The following is a 19,323-nucleotide window of genomic DNA, read 5'->3' on the forward strand; positions in this document are numbered from 1 at the left end:
GATGGTCAGAATAGCGCCTTCACGCCGACTTGCCAGCGGCGCGGCGCGCCCGGCCCATAAGCACGCGGGTTGGAGGCGCCGGGCGCCTCCTCCAGTGCGATCTCGTCCACTTCGCTGAAGGTGCCGAAGGTCGCGTAGCGGCGGCCCAGCGCATTGTTGAGCGTACCGAACAGACTGACGCCCTTCACCAGGGTCACGCTGCCGCGCAGGTTGACGAGCGCATAGCCGCCCAGTTTGGGTTCGTCATTGCCCTCATCGCCGACCAGATATTGTCCCGATCGCGCGATGATATCGCCGCCCACGGACCAGCCGTTCCCCGCATAATCGAGGTTCAGCGTGGCGCTGTGCCGGGGAATGCCGGGCAGCCGGTCGCCGCGCGCGACTTCGATCAGTCCCTCCTCGTCCGCCGACGGGTTGGCGGGGCTGGAAAGGGTCAGCGGCGCGCGATAGGTCGCGTCGGTGAAGGCGTAGCTCAGCCCCGCGGTAAGGCCGCCCCGGCTGGCGCGCACCGTTGCTTCGACGCCCTGCCGCCGCGTGCTGCCGATATTGCGGAAATAGGCGCGACCGCGAATCTCGGACGCGACATATTGGATGTCGTTGCGATTGTCGGTGCGCCACGCCGACAGCAGCCAGTCGATCGTGAAGCCGCCCGCCTGGGCATGGCCCTTCGCGCCCGCTTCCCAGCTTTTGGCGACCACCTGCTTCAACGGCGGATCGGCGACGAAGAAATTGGTCAGGCTGCACGGCGCATTTTCGTCGGCGCAGGACAGTTCGGCCGGGGTCGGCACGCGGTTGCTTTCCGCATAGCCCGCGCGCAGCGTCAGTCCGTCGGAAACGACATAGTCGAACTCGATGCCGGGGTTCAGGCGCTGGAAGCGGTGGCGACCGTTCAGTGCGGTGCCGATCTGGTCCAGCATCACGATGCGCGCATGATTGTAGCGCAGCCCGATCTCGGCCGACAGGCGTGACGTGATCGGCAACCTGTCCTGCACGAACACGCCCCAATAGTCGGTATGGGCGATCAGGCCGACGGGCGCGATCGCGCCGTCGGGCTGCACGATGATGGACCCCAGCCCCTCGACGCTGCGATCGTCGGTCAGCGCGCCCAGTTCGGTCGAGGTGTCGAAACGGGTGCGGCTGGTGTCGTAGCTGAACCCCAGCGCGAAGACATTCTCGCCCGCGCCGACCATGCGCTTGTCGATCAGCTGCACCAGCGCGCCCATAGCCCGCGTCGCCGTGCGTCCGCGGTTGAGCACGCCATAGCCCTCGCCGCCCAGCGTATCGACAATGGCATTGCCCTCAGCGTCGGTCAGGACGGCCTGCTCCTCCTCCTCGTCATCGCCCCCGACGGTTTCCAGGCAGACGAAACCAACGTCGTCGTCATCCTCGCAGCCCTCGATATCGGCGGCATCGCCATTGACGGTGCGCAGCGTCAATTTCTGCGCATAGAGCGTGGCTTCGATCCGGGTCGTGTCGGACAGCGCGACCCAGGGGTGCAGGCTGACCCGGCCATAGCGGCTGCGGCTGTTATCGGGCCAGGTGAAGACCGCGCGCCGGTCCGCCGCCAGCAATTCCACCGGCGACACGCCATTGCCGGTCAGGTCGGTGTTCGCGCCGACGACTTTAAGGTGCAGGCCGCCGCTCGCCGTGTCGAAGCCGACATCGGCATAGCCATTATAGAGGGTGGAGGGCGAATGATCGCGCCAGCCGTCGTCGCGCGTATATTGGAAGGCGCCGAACGCGCTCCAGTCGCCCCAGGCCATGCCGCCCGCGACGCTCGCCTCGGTCGTGCCGAACCGGCCGTGCGACAGGCTTGCCTCCAGCCCCGGATCGCTCAGCCCCGTCTTCGTGTCGATCACCAGCGCCCCGCCCAGCGCATTGAGGCCATAGACGGCGCTCTTGTCGAGCAGACTGACGCCCCGGACCGCCGCTTCGGGCAGCAGGTCGAACTGCACCGTGTCGCCGAAGGGCTGGTTGAAGCGCGCGCCGTCCAGATAGACGGCAATGCCCTGCGCCTGCCCCTGGAGCGGGGACGCGACGAAGCCGCGATAGACGAGATTGGGCTGCCACAGATTATTCTGCGCATCCTGCAAAGTGACGCCGGCGAAATTGCGGGTCAGCGCGCCCAGGAAATCGGGACTGCCGCTGCGGCCGATGTCGGCGGCGGCCAGCGTAAGCGCGTCGTCCTTATCGACCGCGCCGCCGGGTGCGGTGACGATGATCGGCTGGCGCAGGGCGTCCCCGGCATCGGGCGCCTGCGCCAACGCCGATCCGGCTCCGATCAATGCGCTTCCCGCCAACAGCGCCGCCATCACCCTCACGCCCATCCTCCCGTCTTTTATCGCGGGGAGGCTAGGAGGCGGCGGCGGCGCGCTCCATTATACCTTGGGTCGGGCCGTCGTCATGCCGCCTGCGCTTTCAACAGCTTGTCGATCGTCAGCGGATAGTCACGCAGGCGAATGCCGGTGGCGTTGTAGATCGCATTGGCCACCGCCGCGCCTGCGCCGCAGATACCCAGCTCGCCCACGCCCTTGGCCTTCATCGGCGAGCTTTTGTCGTCCAGCTCGTCGATGAATAGCACGTCCTGCTGCGGAATGTCGGCATGCACCGGCACCACATATTCGGCCATGTCGTGATTGACGAAGAAGCCGAAGCGGGTGTCGACCTCCAGCGATTCCATCAACGCCGCGCCCACGCCCATGGTCATCGCGCCGATCACCTGGCTGCGCGCCGATTTGGGGTTCAGGATGCGTCCGGCCGCAAAGGCCCCGCCCATGCGGCGGACGCGCACTTCGGCCGTGTCGATATCGACGCCCACTTCGCAGAAATGCGCGCCGAAGGTCGCCTGGGCATAGCGTTTGTCGAGATCGCCATACTCCATGCTGTCTTCGGCCCACAGCCCCTCGCGCCCGGCCAGTGCCGCGAGCGTCTGGGACTTATTGTCGAATTTCACCAGGCCATCGTCGAACTGCGCCTTGTCGGCGGGATAGCCCGCCTTCTCCGCCAGCTTCGCGCGCAACGCCATCGCCGCGGCATAGACGCCCGCCGTCGAGCTGTTCGCGCCCCATTGCCCGCCCGACCCGGCCGATACCGGGAACCGACTGTCGCCCAGCCGCACGATCACCTGATCCAATGGCACGCCCAGCATTTCGGCGGCGGTCTGGCCGATGATCGTGTAGCTGCCGGTGCCGATATCGGTCATGTCGGTTTCGACGATGACCTTGCCCTGCGCGTCCACGCCGATGCGCGCGCCCGACTTGCCGACCAGATTATTGCGAAAGGCGGCCGCGACGCCCATGCCGACCAGCCAGCGCCCGTCGCGCACTTGCCCCGGCTTGGCCTTGCGCTTGTCCCAGCCGAAGCGATCGGCCCCGGCGCGCAGGCACTCGACCAGCTTGCGGCTGGAATAGGGGCGCTGCGGCCCGGCTTCAGGATCATATTGCACATCGTTGCGAATGCGCAGTTCGACCGGATCGACGCCGCAGGCTTCGGCCAGTTCGTCCATCGCCACTTCCAGCGCCAGCAGGCCGACGGCTTCGCCCGGCGCGCGCATCGCATTGCCTTCGGGCAAGTTCAGCGTGACCAGTCGGTGCGCCGTCATCCGGTTAGCGCCGCGATAGAGCAGCCGCGTCTGCTGCGCCGCCGTTTCCGGGCTGCCGCCGGGCAGGTCGCCCGACCAGACTTCATGGCCGATCGCGTCGATCACCCCGTCCTTGTCCGCGCCGATGCGGATGCGCTGGATCGTCGCCGGGCGGTGGGTGGTGTTGTTGGGGATCTGGTGCCGGGCGATGGCGACCTTGACCGGCCGCCCCACCTGTTTCGCGCCCAGCGCCGCCAGCAGCGCGTCCGCGCGCAGGAACAGTTTCGACCCGAAACCGCCGCCGATATAGGGCGACACCAGCCGCACCTTCTCCTTGGGGATGCCCAGCGTCTTGGCGACTTCGCCTACGCCCCAGGCGATCATCTGGTTCGATGTCCACAGCGTCAGCCTGTCGCCATTCCAGGCCGCGGTCGTCGCATGGGGTTCCATCATCGCATGGCTATGGTCGGGCGTGGTGTAGCGCTGGTCGATCTTGACCGCCGCCTTGGCGAAACCGTCATCGAAATCGCCCGCCTTCGTATCGGCCGGGGTGCCAAAGCTGTCGGGCGGCATCACGCCCTTCAGGCTTTCGGCCGCCAGGTCATATTTGCCGTCCTCCGGCGTGTAATCGATCCGCACCAGCTTGGCGGCATCACGCGCATTTTCGAACGTGTCGGCGATGACCAGCGCCACCGCCTGCTCATAATGATCGACCTGTGGCCCGCCCAGCAGCGGCGCGGTGTTCATGCTGCCCTTGCCCAGCTTGCCGGCATTGGCGTGGGTGACGATGCCCAGCACGCCCGGCGCGGCCTCTGCGGCGCGCAGGTCCATCGCCGCGATCCGTCCCTTGGCGATGGCGGACCCGACGATCCAGCCATAGACGGCGTTGGGGGCGGCGTCGTGCCGTTCGTAGGCATAGGGCGCGCTGCCCGTCACCTTGGCCGCGCCGTCGATGCGGTCGTGTGGAATGCCGACCACCCGGCCCTTGTCGATCGGGTTGATGCCCGCTGGCGTATCGAACTTCATGCCCGTGCCTCCTGCTGGCGATAGAGGGACGCAAGCGTCCGTTCGACCAATGTCTTTTTGAACTCGTTATGATGGGTGGTGCGCGCACCGGCCAAGGCTGCTTCCGCAACGGCTTTGGCTCCGCTTTTGGCTGCTGCGTCGGCCTCTTGCGTGCGCCACGGCTTCGCGCCGATCCCGCCAAAGGCGAAGCGCGCGCTGCCATCCTTGCCGAACACGGCCGCTACCGACACCAAAGCGAAGGCGTAGGAGGCGCGGTCGCGGACCTTGCGATAGACATGGGCGCCGCCGACCGGCTTGGGCAGAGTGACCGATGTGATGATCTCGCCCGGCTTGAGCGCGCTTTCCCTGTGCGGCGTGTCGCCAGGCAGCAGGTGGAAGTCCGCGATCGGGATCGCCCGCGCCGCGCCGTCCGCGCCCATCGTGTCGACCTGCGCGTCCAGCAGCCGCATCGCCACCGCCATGTCGCTGGGGTGCTGGGCGATACAGGCGTCGCTCACGCCCAATATCGCCAGGCTGCGGCTCATCCCCTGCATCGCGCCGCAGCCGCTCCCGGCCTTGCGCTTGTTGCAGGGCATCCGCGTGTCGTAGAAATAGGGGCAACGGGTGCGCTGCAACAGGTTGCCGCCGGTCGTCGCCTTGTTGCGCAACTGGCCCGATGCGCCGGCCAGCAACGCGCGGCTGAGCACGGCATAATCCTGCCGCACGCTCTTGTCGGCGGCCAGATCGGTATTGCGCACCAGCGCGCCGATGCGCAGCCCGCCGTTGGCCGTCTTCTCGATCCGGTCCAGCCCCAGATGGTTGACATCGATCAGATGGGTCGGCGTTTCGATCTGCAGCTTCATCAGGTCGAGCAGGTTGGTGCCGCCGGCGATGAAGCGCGCGCCTTGAACCGAGGCCGCGGCCTTGGCCGCCGCTTCGACGGTGGAGGCGCGTTCATAGGTGAAGGCCTTCATGCCACCTTCTCCCCGGCTGCATCTCGCATCGCGGCGATGATGTTGGGATAGGCGGCACAGCGGCAGATATTGCCGCTCATCCGCTCGCGCAGTTCCGCGTCGCTGAACGCCACATCGTCCAGTTCCGCCGTCGCATGGCTGGGGATGCCCGCCTTGATCTCGTCCAGCACCGCCACCGCCGAGCAAATCTGCCCCGGCGTGCAATAGCCGCATTGATAGCCGTCATGGACGATGAAGGCCTTTTGCATCGGGTGCAGCTTGTCGGGCGTGCCCAGCCCCTCGATCGTCGTGACGCGCTCGCCATCATGCATCACCGCCAGGGTCAGGCAGCTGTTGATGCGGCGACCCTCCACGATCACGGTGCACGCGCCGCACTGGCCATGGTCGCACCCTTTCTTGGTGCCGGTCAGGTGCAGATGTTCGCGCAGCGTATCGAGCAGGCTGGTGCGCGGGTCAAGTTGCAGATGCACCTCTCGCCCGTTGACGGTCAATTCGACGGGGATCATCGCGCTTCCTCCGTTGCGCTTGGGTATAGCGGCGGCCTGCGCCACGACGGGGCTGGCTGCGGCGAGAGCCGCGCTGCCTTGCAACAGGCCGCGGCGCGTCAAATGATTGGACGACATGGCTGGTCTCCCTGTTGGTTGCTGGTCAGTACGAAGGGCGAGGGCAAATGATCCCGCCGCGGCAAGAAACTTGTCGCTACAGCCTTAGCATAAGCACGGCGCGCGCCAAGCCGCCCTTTCGCGCCGCGCATGGGGGTGATTCGCGCAGCGAATGATGCGCCGACCCGACGGTGACATATTCCGTATCCGGTTAACACACAGGAAAGCTTGGGTTTTTATGCTTGTGAAGGAGAATTTCATTTTTGTGCAATTCTCCCCTTGCCCCTTTAGACAAGCGCTGCTAGTTCCCCGCCACCCGCCGAGAGGGACACATCCTCCGGCCGCCAGAGCGGGCGTAGCTCAGGGGTAGAGCACAACCTTGCCAAGGTTGGGGTCGAGGGTTCGAATCCCTTCGCCCGCTCCAGAAATCATCGAAAAATCAATGGTTTCTGGGGCGCTGAGGCGAGGAAAGTTTGGGGACAAGGCTGTCCAAGCCGCACGCCCTCTCCATATTGTCTCCAGAAAATCAACAAGGCTAACGTCTCACATCGTCGCCAAATCTCTCGATATGATCGAACATATCGGCTCTTCGCTCCATTTACGTCCTCCAGTCCGATAAACACCTTGTCTTGGTGTCCACCAAACCGGCAGCAGGCCAGTCTCCTGTTGCGAGCTCTAATCGCTCAGGTGACCGGCGCAAATCCGTCACAGGTCCACGCTAAGGATGGCTTTCATCCTCCACCAGTTTGTCCGCCAGACCATCCGCCGCCCAGCGCACGGTAGAGCGTTATGATATTTTCCAGCTGGAGCTGTCGCACGCTGATCGCGTCAAGTTCTGTAGCATAGAGATTTCGCTGGGCGTCGAGTTGCTCGATATAGGCCGCATAGCCGCCCCGATAACGATCCGTGGCCAGCGCGACCGACCGTTTCAGGATCGTGCGCCGGTTGTGCAGCCGGTCGATTTGTTCGGCATAGCGCAAGACCCCGGTCAGCGCGGTTTCGACTTCCTCGAACGCGGCGAGCGCCGCGCCGCGATAGGCAAAGGCGGCCTGATCGCGCTGCGCGGTGGCGGTGGCGACCTGCGCCGTCAGCCTGCCGCCCGAAAAGATCGGGGCCAGGATGCTGCCGCCCAGGCTCCAGATGGTGACCGGATCATAATCGGTCGCATTGACCAGCAATTGCCCCAGGCTGGCGGATAGCGCGACTTGCGGCAGGAAGGCGGCGCGGTCGGCCGCCAGCCTGGCGTCGGCGGCGGCGATCGCCAGTTCGGCGCTGGCTATGTCGGGACGGCGGCGCAGCAGGTCGGATGGCAAGGTGGCGGGTACGACCGGCACGGGAAAATCGATCAGGCTGCGATGGCGCGCCACGGGTCCGGGCAGATCGCCGACCAGCCGGCGCAGGGCGTTCTCCTGCGCGCTCAACGCCAATCTGATTTGCGGAATGGCCTGTTCGACGGCCTGATATTCCGACTGCGCCTGGGTCAGTTCGAATTGAGAGATATAGCCGACCGACGCCTGGTCGGTCGCCAGGCGCAAGGCTTCCTTGCGCGACGTCACGGTTTCCTGCGACACGAACAATTGCGCGTCCAGCGCCAGCAGCCCGATATAGCCCTGCGCCACCTGCGCGGCGACGGACAGGGCCATGGCATCGCGATCCGCCTGGCTGGCGACATAGCGCAGCCGGGCGGCATCGGTCAGGCGCGACAGTCGCCCGAACAGGTCCACCTGCCAATTGGCCTGCAATTCCGGTTGCAACGCCGTGCTGGTGGAGAGGCCCGATGCACCCGGCGCGCGCGCATATTGGCCCGCCCCGATGGCGTCGACCGCAGGCAGCAGGGCCGATCGCGCGGTGCGTATGTCGGCCTGCGCCTCCTGCACGCGAGCGGCGGCGGCGAGTATGTCGGTGTTGCGGGCAAGCGCATCCTCGATCAGCCGATCCAGAACCGGATCGCCGAACGCACGCCACCAGTCGGGGGCGATGGACCCGGCAGCGGCGACCGCGTCGCGCCATGCGGCAGGCGCTACGACCGTAGCGGAGGCCGGCGGGCGCACATCCGCGGGCATACATCCCGAAAGCAGGGTCGCTGCACCTGCAAGCGCCATACAATGCCGCTTCATCGCACGCTGCCTGTGCCGGTCGCGCCGGCGGTTTCGACCCGCGTCACGACCGACATGCCGGGCCGCAGCCGGTTGGCGAGCGGCTGGCCGGGGTCGATGTTGATGCGGATCGGGATGCGCTGGACGACCTTGGTGAAGTTGCCGCTGGCATTATCGGGGCGCAAAACGCTGAATTCCGAACCCGTCGCCGGGGCGAAGCCCTCGACATGCCCTTTCAGCGTTTCGCCCAGCGCATCGACCTTGAAGGTCGCGACCTGGCCGGGACGGATGTTGCGGGTCTGGGTTTCCTTGAAATTCGCCACCACCCACAGGCTTTCGGGCACCAGGAACAGCAGTTGCGAGCCCGCCGCGACATATTGCCCCTGCCGCACGCTGGCTTCGCTCAACTGCCCGTCCTTGGGCGCATGAATGACTGTGTTGGCAAGGTTGATCCGGGCAAGGTCGCGCTGCGCCGTTGCGGTCTTGACCTGCGCCTCCAGCCCAAGGCGCGACACTGACGTCGCCTTTGCGCTTTCCTCCGCTATGCGGATCGCGGCGCGCGCCTTGAGCACATTGGCGGCGCCCGATCGCGCGGTCGCGCGGATCTGGTCGCGCTCTCGCAATGATACCGATCCGCGCAGGGCCAGGTCGTTGACCCGCTCCTCGTCCGATCTCGCGCGATCGCGCTCCGCCTGCGCGGCAAAAAGGTCCGCGCGGCGCGCCTCTATGTCGGCCTGATTCTGGGCCAGCGTCTGCGCGGCGTTGGCCAGTTCCGCCCTGGCCGCATCGAGTTGCCCCTCGGCCTGTGCCAGTTGCTGGCGATAGATGCGGTCGTCGATCCGCACCAGCGGTTGCCCGGCGCGGACATGCTGGAAATCGCGCACCAGAACCTGCGCGACATAGCCGTTGACCTGCGGCGCCATCACCGTGATCTGGCCGCGCACATAGCTGTTTTCCGTCGTCACGATGCTGCTGGTGAACGGCCAGATGCGCCAGGCGGCCAGGATGAACAATATCCCGATCAGCGCGACGCCCGCCATGATGAACACCGTCTTGCGCCGGGGCTTGATGGTTTTGGGCGGTTCCGCAACGGTCGCGTCATCGCTCGCCCCCAGCGGGTTGCCATTGGCGTCCACCAGGTCGGGCGTTGGCGCGTCATCGACCGGGCGATCGTCGCGGATGATTGGTTCGTCTGCCATGTTCCGGTTTTCCATCAGGTCGGGGCCGCCGCGCCGGTCTGCGGACCGGGCGCGGCGGGAGGGTTGTTCTTTGCCTCCAGGGCGAGGCGGATGACGTGGAGCATCGACCAGCTGAGCAGCAGCAGCGCGAGCAGGCCGTTCAGCAGGAACACGTCGTTGAACGCGCGCACTTGCGATTCGCGCGTGGATATCTGGGCCAATTGCGCGACGCCCTGCGCTTGCCGCAGCACGGGATCGGTCATGACCCGGCCATAGACCTGACCTTGCATCTGAAGCCGCTGGGCGACGACGCCGTTGGTCGGGTCCACGCCGGCGTTGATCGCGGCGGAATATTCATGCTGTCGAAACTGCTGGAACGTGCCGAGCGCAGCGGGGCCGGCCAGCCCGCCAATCGATTGGCTGACGCCGAATAATACAGCGAAACTGACAATATAATTGGGACCGTTCTTCAGCGCGCTCATCACGCCCACCAACAGCAACGGTCCCATGAACAGTCCCGCCCCGCAGGACAACAGGAGCTGGCTGAAAAACATATCATGCGGACGGGTCAGGCTGGTGGCGTTCCAGTCCAGAAAGCTGCCGATCGCGATCAGCACTATGGAAAGCAAGATTTGCGGAATGACGGTTTTCTGATTGAAAGTCAGGGCGCTTGCGCCGATCCCCGCCACCAGACCCAGTAGCATGACGGCATAAAGCGGCTGCAATTGGTCCGGTCCCATGCCCAGCGTGCGCAGCAGGCCGGTCGCGCCATAGGTCTGTTCCGACAACAGGAAACGGATGCCCATCGCGCCGATTGCAAAACGGATGGTGGAGGCGGTGCCCAACCAGCGCGTCTGGATCATCGGATTGGCGCGATGATGTTCGACAAATATGCTCGCCATGAACAGGATGATCGCAACGATCAGCGCAGCGGCGATCCATGGCTGTGACGTCCACCATTGGGTGCGTCCCTGCGCCAGCACAGCCACGATCAGCGCCAAGGCTGGAGCAAGCAGCAGGAACGTCAGAAAATCGCGGCCCTCGAACACCTTGATGCGAATGCCAGGCGGCAGCTTCAGCGTCACCACGGCGGCGAGGCAGCATAATGCCAGCCCCGATTCAAACAGGTAAAGGGTCCGCCATTCGCCAAGATCGAGCAAGGCCGGCGACAATAGCCAGGCCAACGGGGTCGCCAACTGGGAAATGCCAAGGCCGATGACCAAACCTTGCCCCAGCTTCGCCTTGGGAAAGGCCTGCAATGTGTAGAAAATGGCCAGCGTGCTGATCGTGGCGCCGACAAACCCGCTGACCGCGCGCACCAGCAGCGCCATGGCGTAGCTGTCCGCAAACAGATGCAGGATCGTGACCGCGGCATAAAGCGGCAGGCCGATCTCCGCGAACAGGCGCAGGCCGAATTGCTGGCGGAACTTGAACAATAGCAGGCTGGTCGAGACATTGACCATTAGATAAGCTGCGGGCAACCAGGCCGCCTCGACCGGCGTGAGGCCCAGTTCCCCCTGGATGCTGGGCAGATTGGCGCTGATCAGCGCGTTGCCAAGCCCGCCCGTGATTCCCAGCAGCAGCGCCGTGGCGACATAGGCGACGCGGACCGGGCCGCTGTGGCGCGGCGTGGATGGCGACCCCGGCATCGATGGCTTTTCATCGTCGGTCCAGTTGGGAATGGGTTCGAGCGGCGTCGTCATCGTGACGCGCCGGAATCGACTGGTTGTAACCCTGAAACCAGCAGATCGACCAGACGGGCGGCCATGGCCCGGCGTTTGTCGGCATCAGGTTCTCGTGCGACGGCCCCAAGCATACCGCCAACCAGCAGCATGTCGTCGGACCTGAAGTCGCCGCGTAGCGTGCCGCCTTCGATAGCGTCGCTTACGGCCCGGTCGAACATGAGCCGAAAGCGTTGGAGCTGGCCTATCCGCTGGGCGTTGTCGGATGGAATAACCCGCCAGAAGTCCGCCAGCGAGGGATCCTTCGCAAGGATATCAGCCAGATGCAGCAGCAGAATCTGAAACGTCGCGCGATCGTGGGGAACAGCCTTAGCCAAGGCTTCCAGCGCGTCGAGAGACTGATCGACCAGCGCAAGAACCAGCGCAACCCGATCGGGGAAATGGCGATAAAGCGTCGCGCGCCCGACCCCGGCGCGCGTGACGACCAGATCGAGCGGCGCGGTGATGCCATGTTCCAGAAAGATTGCGGAGGCAGCCTGAAGCAATGCCTGGCGATGTCGTCTCGCGTCGGTCCGATCGTTGGTCACACGAGCATAAGCGGACTATTTTGTCCGAATGTCAATCTTTTTGGCTTCGGATCAAGGTTTTTGGCAAGCGGATTTCCGATGGACGCTCACAGGCCTTGACCAAATATATTGTGCGCAATATATTTGTATATGATTTAATAGTGAGGATCGATGAATGAGCCTGCTTTACAGCACTAAAGTTACCGCCGTCGGCGGACGTTCCGGGACCGTGAAAAGCGCCGATGGCCTGCTTGACCAGCCCTTGGCCCTCCCAAAGGCTTTGGGTGGGAAGGGTGGCGCTACTAATCCGGAGCAATTGTTCGCCGCCGGCTATGCGGCGTGTTTCGGCAATGCCGTAATCCATGTGACGCGCGCGACATCTGAAAAGGTCAAGGACGAGGATATCGTCGTCATAGCCGATGTCGGGATGCAGCCCAACGGAACAGGCGGCTTCGCCTTGACGGTGGCGCTTGATGTGACGATCACGGGCCTGGATCAGGCAACGGCGGAAGAAGTGGTTGCCAAAGCCCATGCCGTATGCCCCTATTCAAACGCGGTGAAGAATAATATCGATGTTGCGATTGCGGTGTCGGTGAACTGAGAGGAAATGGCATGACGCTGCCGGATTCGGATCCGCTCGATCTCGACCGGCAGGTCTGCTTTCCCCTTTATGCTGCGTCGAACCTGCTCAATCGCCTGTATAGGCCCATTCTGGCGGAGTTGGGACTGACCTATCCCCAATATCTGGTCATGCTGGTTTTGTGGAAACATACGCCGCAAACCGTCGGGTCCCTGGGTGACATGCTCCATCTCGACAGCGGCACCCTGACCCCGCTGCTCAAGCGTATGGAAAAAGCGGGCCTGATAAGCCGGACCCGTGATGCGACTGACGAGCGGCGGGTATTGATCGACGTGACGCCAACGGGTCGGGATCTGAAATCCGCCGCCGCGCGGGTGCCCGAAATGCTGGGCGCCGGGCTCGACATCGATACAGAATCGATCATCGAATTGCGCAGCCGGGTTCGCGCCTTGGTCACTGCGTTGAAAGGGGTGCCGGTCGGGGAATCCTAGCACGCATCTGGCAGATATGATGTCCCAAGCCGTTACCGATTACGAAGATGATGTCGCTGATGTTTCCGCGATCATCGACCCGTGGCCTCCGTGCGACAACGGGAAATACGGCTTGATCCGCCGCATCTGCGCCTCCGGTAGCCAGATCAAATCACCTGTGAAGACGTCTGCTTGCGCCGCCATTGGATCAACCCGCCGCCATCCCAGCAAGCGATTTAATAGGTCCTCAACCTGGTTTCACCAAAAGCGATAGGCGATCACCGCGTTAGATTATAAGTCACACATGGAATGCGGATATAAAGCAACTCTGCTTCGCAACCGATTTGTAGAAGATCCTTTTTATAGGGGCGCGCCTCTGTCATGCCGACTGACCATAATGTGATTTATCCCGTGATTCTATGCGGCGGTGCCGGCACGCGCCTTTGGCCGCTGTCCCGCAAAGCCTATCCCAAGCAGTTCGCCGACCTGATCGACGGGACCAGCCTGTTCCAGCGCGCCGCCACGCTGGTGCAGGGCGAAGGCTTTGCCGCGCCCGCGATCGTCACCGGCGACCCGTTCCGCTTCATCGTGGCCGAGCAGCTCGACGCGGCCGGCGCCACGCCATCGGCGATCCTGATCGAGCCGGAGGGGCGCAACACCGCGCCCGCCATCCTGGCCGCCGCGTTGGTGCTGCAACGGCAGGACCCCGACGCGCTGATGCTGGTCCTGCCGTCGGACCATCTGATCCCCGACGCGCCCGCCTTCCAGGCTGCGGTGCGCGCGGCGCGGCAGAGCGCGCTCGATGGATCGCTCGTCACCTTCGGCATCGAACCCACCCGCGCGGAAACCGGCTATGGCTATCTGGAACTGGACGACCCGTCGGCCCGGTCCGCACCCACGCCCAGCCCGCTGATGCGCTTCGTCGAAAAGCCTGACGCAGAGCGGGCCGCCGCCATGCTGGCTTCGGGCAAATATCTCTGGAATGCGGGCATTTTCCTGTTTTCCCTGGCCGCGATCATCGACGCCTATCGCCGCCACGCCCCCGACCTGCTGGCCGCGGTCGAAGGCGCTGTGGCCGGCGGTTCGGCGGATCTGGGCTTTACCCGGCTGGGAGTGGAGGCGTGGCGCGGGGCGGCGACCATCTCGATCGACTATGCCATCATGGAGAAAGCCGACAATCTGGTCGTGATGCCGTTTGCCGCGGGCTGGTCGGACCTGGGCGACTGGAAAAGCGTGTGGCAGGAAAGCGGCCCCGACGCACAGGCCAATGTCTGTTCGCGCGGCGCGACGGCGATCGATTGCACCGGCACATTGCTGCGATCGGAAGTGGACGGGCTGGAACTGGTGGGGATCGGCCTGGACGACATGATCGTCGTGGCCATGCCCGACGCCGTGCTGGTCGCGCCGCGCGCGGCCAGCCAGCGGGTGGGCGAAGCGGTCAAGACGCTCAAGGCGCGATCGGTCAAACAGGCCGAGACGATGCCGCGCGATCACCGGCCATGGGGCTGGTTCGAAAGCCTGGCGATGGGCGACGGGTTCCAGGTCAAGCGGATCATGGTGAAGCCGGGAGAGGCGCTGTCGCTGCAAAGCCATCATCATCGCGCCGAACATTGGATCGTGGTCGCGGGCACCGCGCAGGTGACGATCGGCGAGACGGTCAAGCTGGTGAGCGCGAACGAGTCGGTCTATGTGCCGCTGGGCGCGGTTCACCGGCTGGAAAATCCCGGCAAGATCCCGGTCGAGATGATCGAGGTCCAGACCGGCCATTATCTGGGCGAGGACGATATCATCCGCTATGAGGACCGCTATGCGCGTCAGTGACGTGCCGGGGGGGCAGGCCAAAATCCTGCAATGGACGCAAAGGGATAGGGTCAGGCGGTGACGATCCAGTCCTCGACCAGCGCCACCGGCCAGGCCTTCAGCGACTGGCCGGTGCAAGGGCCGCCGACGCACCGGCCGTCCTGCTTGTCGAACAGGGCGCCATGCCAGCTGCAGGCGATGAAGCGACCGTCGGGCGTGAGATAGTCGTCCAGCGTCTGCGCCAGCGGCAGGCCCGCATGGGGGCAGCGGTCGACAAAGCCCGACACTCGCTGGCCGTCCCGCACGACGAAGCCGTGGAAACGGCCCGCGCGCATCTGCAGGACGAAATTGCGGGCGGCCCCGTCCTGCAGGGCGTCGAGCGCGCAGAGTCGCACACCCGTCGGCGTCGCCGTCACCCGATCGCCGTTCATCTGTCGGCGTCCGGCTGCACATCGGGACGAGCTGCGGCGACGGTCGTCAGCGCAGCGGCTTTGTCACCGGCCGCCACCAGCGCGGGGTAGGGCGTCAGATCGACGCCGGAGCGCCGTGCATTGAAAAGCTGCGGTACGAGATAACAGTCCGCCAGTGTCGGCGCATCGCCAAACGCAAAGCCGTCGCCATGGCGCGCGATCATCTGCTCCAGCGCCCCGAAGCCCGCGCCGATCCAGCGATGGGTCCAGGCATCGATCTGTGCTTGATCGGCCCCGAAATCATGCTTCAACGCCTTGAGTATGCGCAGATTGTTGAGCGGATGAATGTCGCAGGCGATCAGCGCCGCCATCGACCGGACGATCGCCTTGTCATCCTCATCCCTTGGCAGCAACGTCGGCTCCGGCCACCGGGCGTCGATCCATTCGAGGATGGCGGGGCTTTCGATCAGCACCCGGCCGTCAACCTGCAACGCGGGCACCAGTCCGTGCGGCGCAATCGCCAGATAGGCGTCGTCGCGCTGGGCGCCTATGCGCAGGTCATGATTGATCTGAGTATAAGCGACGCCCTTGAGATTGAGGGCCATCCGCACGCGATAGGCGGCTGACGATCGCCAATAGCCGTGCAGGACGACCCCGCTCATGGCGCGGGCTTCACCAGCGCCCGACATTCGCCCAGGCCGATGGACACGCGGCCCGGCGCCGACGCATGGGCGCGCAGGATGATCTCGTCGCCATCCTCCACGAAGGCGCGGCTTTCGCCATTGGGCAGGGCGATCGGTTCCTTGCCGCCGATGCTCAGTTCCATCAGGCTGCCGAAGCCGTCGCGGGAGGGCGCCGAAATGGTGCCGGTGCCCAGCAGGTCGCCCGGATTGAGGTCGCAGCCATTGGACGCATGATGGGTGACGATCTGTTGCACAGTCCAGTACATATTGGTCGCGGGGCCGCGGCTGAGGCGGATCGGCGCCTGCCCCGCCTCCCGCATTCTGGCGGTCAGCAGCCAGGCTTCCAGCATCAGGGCGAGTGCGCCATGCGCCTGATCGCTCGCATCCAGCAGATAGGGTAGCGGTTGGGGATCACCGTCCGGCCGCATGGGCTGGGCTGTGCGGAATGGCGCCATCGCCTCTGCGGTGACGATCCAGGGGGAGATGGTCGACTGAAAATTCTTGGCGAGGAAGGGACCGAGAGGCTGATATTCCCAAGCCTGAAAATCACGCGCGGACCAATCGTTGAGCAGACAGAAGCCCGCGACATGATCGGCCGCCTGCGCGATCGGGATGGACGTGCCGAGCGCATTGCCCGGCCCGATCCACACGCCCAGTTCCAGCTCATAATCGAGTCGCGTGGTCGGCCCGACGACCGGCGCATCGGCTTCGGGTGGCTTGCGCTGGCCCAGCGGCCGCCGCAGCGGCACGCCAGACGCGCGGATCGAGGACGCGCGTCCATGATAGCCGATCGGCACATATTTATAATTGGGCAACAGCGGATTGTCGGGCCGGAACTGGCGGCCGACATTATTGGCATGATGGATGCCGACATAAAAGTCGCTATAGTCGCCGATCCGCGCGGGCACGTGCAGGGTGCAGTCCGCCGCGCTATGGAGAAAGTCTTCCACGACCGGCCGATGCGCCGGATCGGACAATAGTCCGCTCAGCCTATGGCGCAGCGCGCGCCGCCGGTCCGCCGGGAGGGCGAGCAATTCGTTCACCACGCTGCCGCGGCACGCCATCGCCACGTCGTCGGGCAGTAACCCGGCGTCGGCGCTGGCCCGCAGGTCCAATATCGCGTTGCCGATCGCGACGCCGATGCGCGGTTCGTGACCGGGCGGGGAGAATAACCCGATCGGCAGATTTTGGATCGGGAAATCGCCATGGTCCTGCGCGCTTTCGACCCAGCTGGTCAGCGCCGGGTCATGCGTCGCGTCGGTCGTCCACCAGTCCGCCATCATATATCCCCCTGCGTAACCGGCAATTGCGCCTTGCGAAAGCCCGTCCAGCAGGCGTCATAGTCGGGTTGCAGCAGCGGCGTTTCCGTCGCCCAGGCGGTCGGCTGGATCATGTGGCGGCTCTCGAACATGAAGGCCATCGTTCCTTCTATTCTGTGCGGCGCCAACTGCGCGGCGACCGCCTTGTCATGGCTCGACAGGTCTGGCCCGTGAGCCGACATGGCATTGTGCAAACTGGCCCCGCCCGGCGCGAAGCCCCCGGCCTTGGCGTCATATTCGCCCTCGATCAGTCCCATAAATTCGCTCATCACATTGCGGTGGAACCAAGGCGGGCGGAACGTATCGTCCGCCACCATCCAGCGCGGCGGGAAGATCACGAAATCGATATTGGCCGTGCCGGGCGTGTCGCTGGGCGATGTCAGCACGGTGAAGATCGACGGATCGGGGTGGTCGTAACTGACCGTGTTGATCGTATTGAAGCGCGTCAGGTCGTACCGATAGGGCGCGACCGTGCCGTGCCAGGCGACGACATCGAAGGGACTGTGGTCGATCGTCGTCGCCCACAGCCTGCCGCCGAATTTCTGGACGATCTGGGTCGGCCGCTCGACATCCTCGAACGCCGCGACCGGCGCTTCGAAATCGCGCGGATTGGCCAGGCCGTTGGACCCGATCGGGCCAAGGTCCGGCAGGCGGAACAGCGCACCGTAATTTTCGCAGACATAGCCGCGCGCAGCCCCGCCCGGCAGCTCGACACGGAAACGGATGCCCCGCGGGATCAGTGCGATCTGGAGCGGCGCAACGGTCAGGACGCCCATTTCCGTCACGATCCGCAACGTACCGACCTGCGGCACGATCAGCCATTCGCCATCGGCGCAAAAGAAGGCGCGATCGACCATCGACTGGTTCGCCGCGTACAGATGAATGCCGCAACCCGCGCCCGTCGCGACATCGCCATTGCCGGCATAGGTCACCAGGCCGTCGATGAAGTCGGTGGGTTCCGCCGGCATGTCCAGCGGGTTCCAGCGCAGGCGATTGGGCGAGGCGGGGCGCTCGTCAAAGGGACCGGATCGCAGCAGGCTGTCGCGATCATAGGGCAGGAATGGACCATGGCCGGCGCTCGGCCGCATACGGTACAGCCAGCTACGCCGGTTTTCGTGCCGCGGCGCGGTGAAGGCGGTCGCCGAAAACTGCTCGGCGTAAAGGCCAAAGGGCACGCGCTGCGGCGAGTTGCGTCCGACCGGCAGCGCGCCGGCAATCGCCTCGGTCGCATGATGGTTGCCAAATCCGGTGAGGCGCATATCCGTCATTCGCTCACCGTGATGACGCCGCGCCGAATCTGGTCCAGCTCGATGCTTTCGAACAGCGCCTGGAAATTGCCGTTGCCGAAACCTTCATTGCCCTTGCGCTGGATGATTTCGAAGAAGATCGGGCCGAACATATTTTCGGTGAAAATCTGCAGCAATATGCCCTCGCTCTCCACATCGCCGTCGATCAGGATGCGGTTCGCGCGCAACCGCTCCAAATCCTCGCCATGGCCGGGCACGCGCTTGTCGACCAGCTCATAATAGGTTTCGATCGTATCCTGCAACCTGACGCCGCGCGCGCGCAGCCGCTCGACCGTGTCGTAGATATCGGCGGTGGTCAGCGCGAGATGCTGGATGCCCTCGCCATTATATTGGCGGATGAACTCCTCGATCTGGCTTCTGTCGTCCTGGCTTTCGTTCAGCGGAATGCGAATCGCCTTGTCGGGCGCGATCATCGCCTGGCTGAACAGGCCGGTGGCCTGGCCCTTGATATCGAAATATTTCTGCTCTTCGAAATTGAACAGGGTGCGGTAGAATGCGCTCCACACCCGCATCTGGCCGCGCCGGACATTGTGGGTCAGATGGTCGAGCAGGTCGAGGCCGACATTGTTGCGCGCTTCCGCTTCGCGCCAGCCGGAAAATTCCGCCCAGTCGGCGTAGAGATCTGCATCATCCGCCACGAAATAGAGGTAGGAGCCGCCGATGCCCTGAATCACGGTGTCATCCTCGTCGGTGCGCTTGGCGCCATGGTCCAGCGCCCAGCGCATCGCCGCCTGCGGATCGTTGACGCGGAACGCCATCGCGCTGGCGGACGCGCCATGTTCGCCCCGGAACGCCGCGACGCGACCGGCGTCGTCGCGGTTCAGCATCAGGTTGATGCGACCCTGCTTGTAGCGGGTGATATTCTTCACAGGATGGCGGTGCGTCGCGGTAAAGCCCAACTGTTCGAACTGCGCGGCCATTCCATCGGGGTCGGGAGACGTGAATTCGACGAATTCGAAACCGTTGAGGCCGAGCGGATTGTCGGTCACGGACTCCGGGGCGACGTTGACGTTGACGTCCATGGACAGGTCCTCTTTCTTATGTTCGTTATGCAGCAAGGGCGGTGCGTGT

16 protein-coding genes and 1 tRNA gene are annotated in these 19,323 nt (G+C 64.7%); 4 read left to right on the forward strand and 13 right to left on the reverse strand.

Annotated elements, in window-relative coordinates; genetic code table 11:
• Nucleotides 1–5: 5 nt before the first annotated feature.
• From V473_RS00195 to paoA, 4 genes are all read right to left on the reverse strand, one after another.
• Nucleotides 6–2,327 carry a TonB-dependent receptor gene (locus tag V473_RS00195; RefSeq protein ID WP_244884316.1) on the reverse strand — a complete coding sequence of 774 codons (2,322 nt, stop codon included), beginning with the start codon at nucleotides 2,325–2,327 and terminating at the stop codon, nucleotides 6–8.
• A 74-nt stretch (nucleotides 2,328–2,401) separates the two neighbouring features.
• On the reverse strand, nucleotides 2,402–4,606 hold the full coding sequence (gene paoC / locus V473_RS00200) for an aldehyde oxidoreductase molybdenum-binding subunit PaoC (protein WP_066599042.1): 2,205 nt from the start codon (nucleotides 4,604–4,606) through the stop codon (nucleotides 2,402–2,404).
• Nucleotides 4,603–5,559 (reverse strand): FAD binding domain-containing protein, encoded by a 957-nt coding sequence (locus V473_RS00205; RefSeq protein WP_066599043.1) that lies wholly within the window; start codon nucleotides 5,557–5,559, stop codon nucleotides 4,603–4,605. Before V473_RS00205 ends, paoC begins: the two co-directional genes overlap by 4 nt.
• On the reverse strand, nucleotides 5,556–6,182 hold the full coding sequence (gene paoA / locus V473_RS00210; RefSeq protein ID WP_066599045.1) for an aldehyde dehydrogenase iron-sulfur subunit PaoA: 627 nt from the start codon (nucleotides 6,180–6,182) through the stop codon (nucleotides 5,556–5,558). The genes V473_RS00205 and paoA overlap by 4 nt, the downstream gene beginning before the upstream one ends.
• A gap of 328 nt (nucleotides 6,183–6,510) precedes the next feature.
• Between paoA and V473_RS00215 the strand changes: the two genes are divergently transcribed.
• Nucleotides 6,511–6,585 (forward strand) — tRNA-Gly (locus V473_RS00215).
• A 307-nt stretch (nucleotides 6,586–6,892) separates the two neighbouring features.
• Here V473_RS00215 and V473_RS00220 read toward each other — a convergent pair.
• The 4 genes from V473_RS00220 to V473_RS00235 are packed head-to-tail and all read right to left on the reverse strand — an operon-like array spanning nucleotide 6,893 to nucleotide 11,704.
• Nucleotides 6,893–8,278, reverse strand: coding sequence for an efflux transporter outer membrane subunit (locus V473_RS00220; RefSeq protein WP_066599047.1), 1,386 nt, complete (start codon nucleotides 8,276–8,278; stop codon nucleotides 6,893–6,895).
• A complete protein-coding gene (locus V473_RS00225; RefSeq protein ID WP_066599048.1) occupies nucleotides 8,275–9,456 on the reverse strand; it encodes an HlyD family secretion protein in 1,182 nt (393 codons plus the stop codon). The genes V473_RS00220 and V473_RS00225 overlap by 4 nt, the downstream gene beginning before the upstream one ends.
• Before the next feature lie 14 nt (nucleotides 9,457–9,470).
• Nucleotides 9,471–11,138: an MFS transporter gene (locus V473_RS00230; protein ID WP_066599049.1), complete on the reverse strand. Its 1,668-nt coding sequence runs from the start codon at nucleotides 11,136–11,138 to the stop codon at nucleotides 9,471–9,473.
• Nucleotides 11,135–11,704, reverse strand: a complete 570-nt coding sequence (locus V473_RS00235) for a TetR/AcrR family transcriptional regulator (protein WP_066599051.1) — start codon at nucleotides 11,702–11,704, stop codon at nucleotides 11,135–11,137. Before V473_RS00235 ends, V473_RS00230 begins: the two co-directional genes overlap by 4 nt.
• A 154-nt stretch (nucleotides 11,705–11,858) precedes the next feature.
• On the opposite strand from V473_RS00235, the gene V473_RS00240 reads away from it, so the two are divergent.
• From V473_RS00240 to V473_RS00250, 3 genes are all read left to right on the forward strand, one after another.
• On the forward strand, nucleotides 11,859–12,284 hold the full coding sequence (locus V473_RS00240) for an organic hydroperoxide resistance protein (protein ID WP_066599057.1): 426 nt from the start codon (nucleotides 11,859–11,861) through the stop codon (nucleotides 12,282–12,284).
• Between the two features lie 11 nt (nucleotides 12,285–12,295).
• Nucleotides 12,296–12,754 (forward strand): MarR family winged helix-turn-helix transcriptional regulator, encoded by a 459-nt coding sequence (locus V473_RS00245; RefSeq protein ID WP_066599060.1) that lies wholly within the window; start codon nucleotides 12,296–12,298, stop codon nucleotides 12,752–12,754.
• A 360-nt stretch (nucleotides 12,755–13,114) separates the two neighbouring features.
• The gene (locus V473_RS00250) at nucleotides 13,115–14,554 is read left to right on the forward strand and encodes a mannose-1-phosphate guanylyltransferase/mannose-6-phosphate isomerase (protein ID WP_201785463.1); all 1,440 of its coding nucleotides are present in this window, start codon (nucleotides 13,115–13,117) and stop codon (nucleotides 14,552–14,554) included.
• Nucleotides 14,555–14,604: 50 nt separating this feature from the next.
• Here V473_RS00250 and V473_RS00255 read toward each other — a convergent pair whose 3' ends face one another.
• Genes V473_RS00255 through hppD form a run of 5 tightly spaced genes read right to left on the reverse strand, consistent with a single transcriptional unit; the run spans nucleotide 14,605 to nucleotide 19,274 of the window.
• A complete protein-coding gene (locus V473_RS00255; protein ID WP_066599063.1) occupies nucleotides 14,605–14,964 on the reverse strand; it encodes a Rieske (2Fe-2S) protein in 360 nt (119 codons plus the stop codon).
• Nucleotides 14,961–15,605 (reverse strand): maleylacetoacetate isomerase, encoded by a 645-nt coding sequence (gene maiA / locus V473_RS00260; protein ID WP_066604755.1) that lies wholly within the window; start codon nucleotides 15,603–15,605, stop codon nucleotides 14,961–14,963. The genes V473_RS00255 and maiA overlap by 4 nt, the downstream gene beginning before the upstream one ends.
• On the reverse strand, nucleotides 15,602–16,906 hold the full coding sequence (fahA, locus tag V473_RS00265; RefSeq protein ID WP_066604753.1) for a fumarylacetoacetase: 1,305 nt from the start codon (nucleotides 16,904–16,906) through the stop codon (nucleotides 15,602–15,604). The genes maiA and fahA overlap by 4 nt, the downstream gene beginning before the upstream one ends.
• Entirely contained in the window at nucleotides 16,906–18,213 is a 1,308-nt protein-coding gene (gene hmgA, locus V473_RS00270) for a homogentisate 1,2-dioxygenase (RefSeq protein WP_066599065.1), read from the reverse strand. Before hmgA ends, fahA begins: the two co-directional genes overlap by 1 nt.
• Nucleotides 18,210–19,274, reverse strand: coding sequence for a 4-hydroxyphenylpyruvate dioxygenase (gene hppD / locus V473_RS00275; RefSeq protein WP_165363591.1), 1,065 nt, complete (start codon nucleotides 19,272–19,274; stop codon nucleotides 18,210–18,212). The genes hmgA and hppD overlap by 4 nt, the downstream gene beginning before the upstream one ends.
• Between the last annotated feature and the right edge of the window lie 49 nt (nucleotides 19,275–19,323).

This window comes from Sphingobium cupriresistens LL01 (genome assembly GCF_001046645.1).
Taxonomy (GTDB): domain Bacteria; phylum Pseudomonadota; class Alphaproteobacteria; order Sphingomonadales; family Sphingomonadaceae; genus Sphingobium; species Sphingobium cupriresistens.

Bases quoted from the DNA above. Each gene is read 5' to 3' on its own strand.
- fahA (WP_066604753.1), bottom strand. From the start codon at position 16,906: ATGGCGGACTGGTGGACGACCGACGCGACGCATGACCCGGCGCTGACC.
- maiA (WP_066604755.1), bottom strand. From the start codon at position 15,605: ATGAGCGGGGTCGTCCTGCACGGCTATTGGCGATCGTCAGCCGCCTAT.
- V473_RS00255 (WP_066599063.1), bottom strand. From the start codon at position 14,964: ATGAACGGCGATCGGGTGACGGCGACGCCGACGGGTGTGCGACTCTGC.
- V473_RS00225 (WP_066599048.1), bottom strand. From the start codon at position 9,456: ATGGCAGACGAACCAATCATCCGCGACGATCGCCCGGTCGATGACGCG.
- hppD (WP_165363591.1), bottom strand. From the start codon at position 19,274: ATGGACGTCAACGTCAACGTCGCCCCGGAGTCCGTGACCGACAATCCG.
- V473_RS00240 (WP_066599057.1), top strand. From the start codon at position 11,859: ATGAGCCTGCTTTACAGCACTAAAGTTACCGCCGTCGGCGGACGTTCC.
- paoA (WP_066599045.1), bottom strand. From the start codon at position 6,182: ATGTCGTCCAATCATTTGACGCGCCGCGGCCTGTTGCAAGGCAGCGCG.
- hmgA (WP_066599065.1), bottom strand. From the start codon at position 18,213: ATGACGGATATGCGCCTCACCGGATTTGGCAACCATCATGCGACCGAG.
- V473_RS00195 (WP_244884316.1), bottom strand. From the start codon at position 2,327: ATGGGCGTGAGGGTGATGGCGGCGCTGTTGGCGGGAAGCGCATTGATC.
- paoC (WP_066599042.1), bottom strand. From the start codon at position 4,606: ATGAAGTTCGATACGCCAGCGGGCATCAACCCGATCGACAAGGGCCGG.
- V473_RS00220 (WP_066599047.1), bottom strand. From the start codon at position 8,278: ATGAAGCGGCATTGTATGGCGCTTGCAGGTGCAGCGACCCTGCTTTCG.
- V473_RS00205 (WP_066599043.1), bottom strand. From the start codon at position 5,559: ATGAAGGCCTTCACCTATGAACGCGCCTCCACCGTCGAAGCGGCGGCC.
- V473_RS00245 (WP_066599060.1), top strand. From the start codon at position 12,296: ATGACGCTGCCGGATTCGGATCCGCTCGATCTCGACCGGCAGGTCTGC.
- V473_RS00230 (WP_066599049.1), bottom strand. From the start codon at position 11,138: ATGACGACGCCGCTCGAACCCATTCCCAACTGGACCGACGATGAAAAG.
- V473_RS00250 (WP_201785463.1), top strand. From the start codon at position 13,115: ATGCCGACTGACCATAATGTGATTTATCCCGTGATTCTATGCGGCGGT.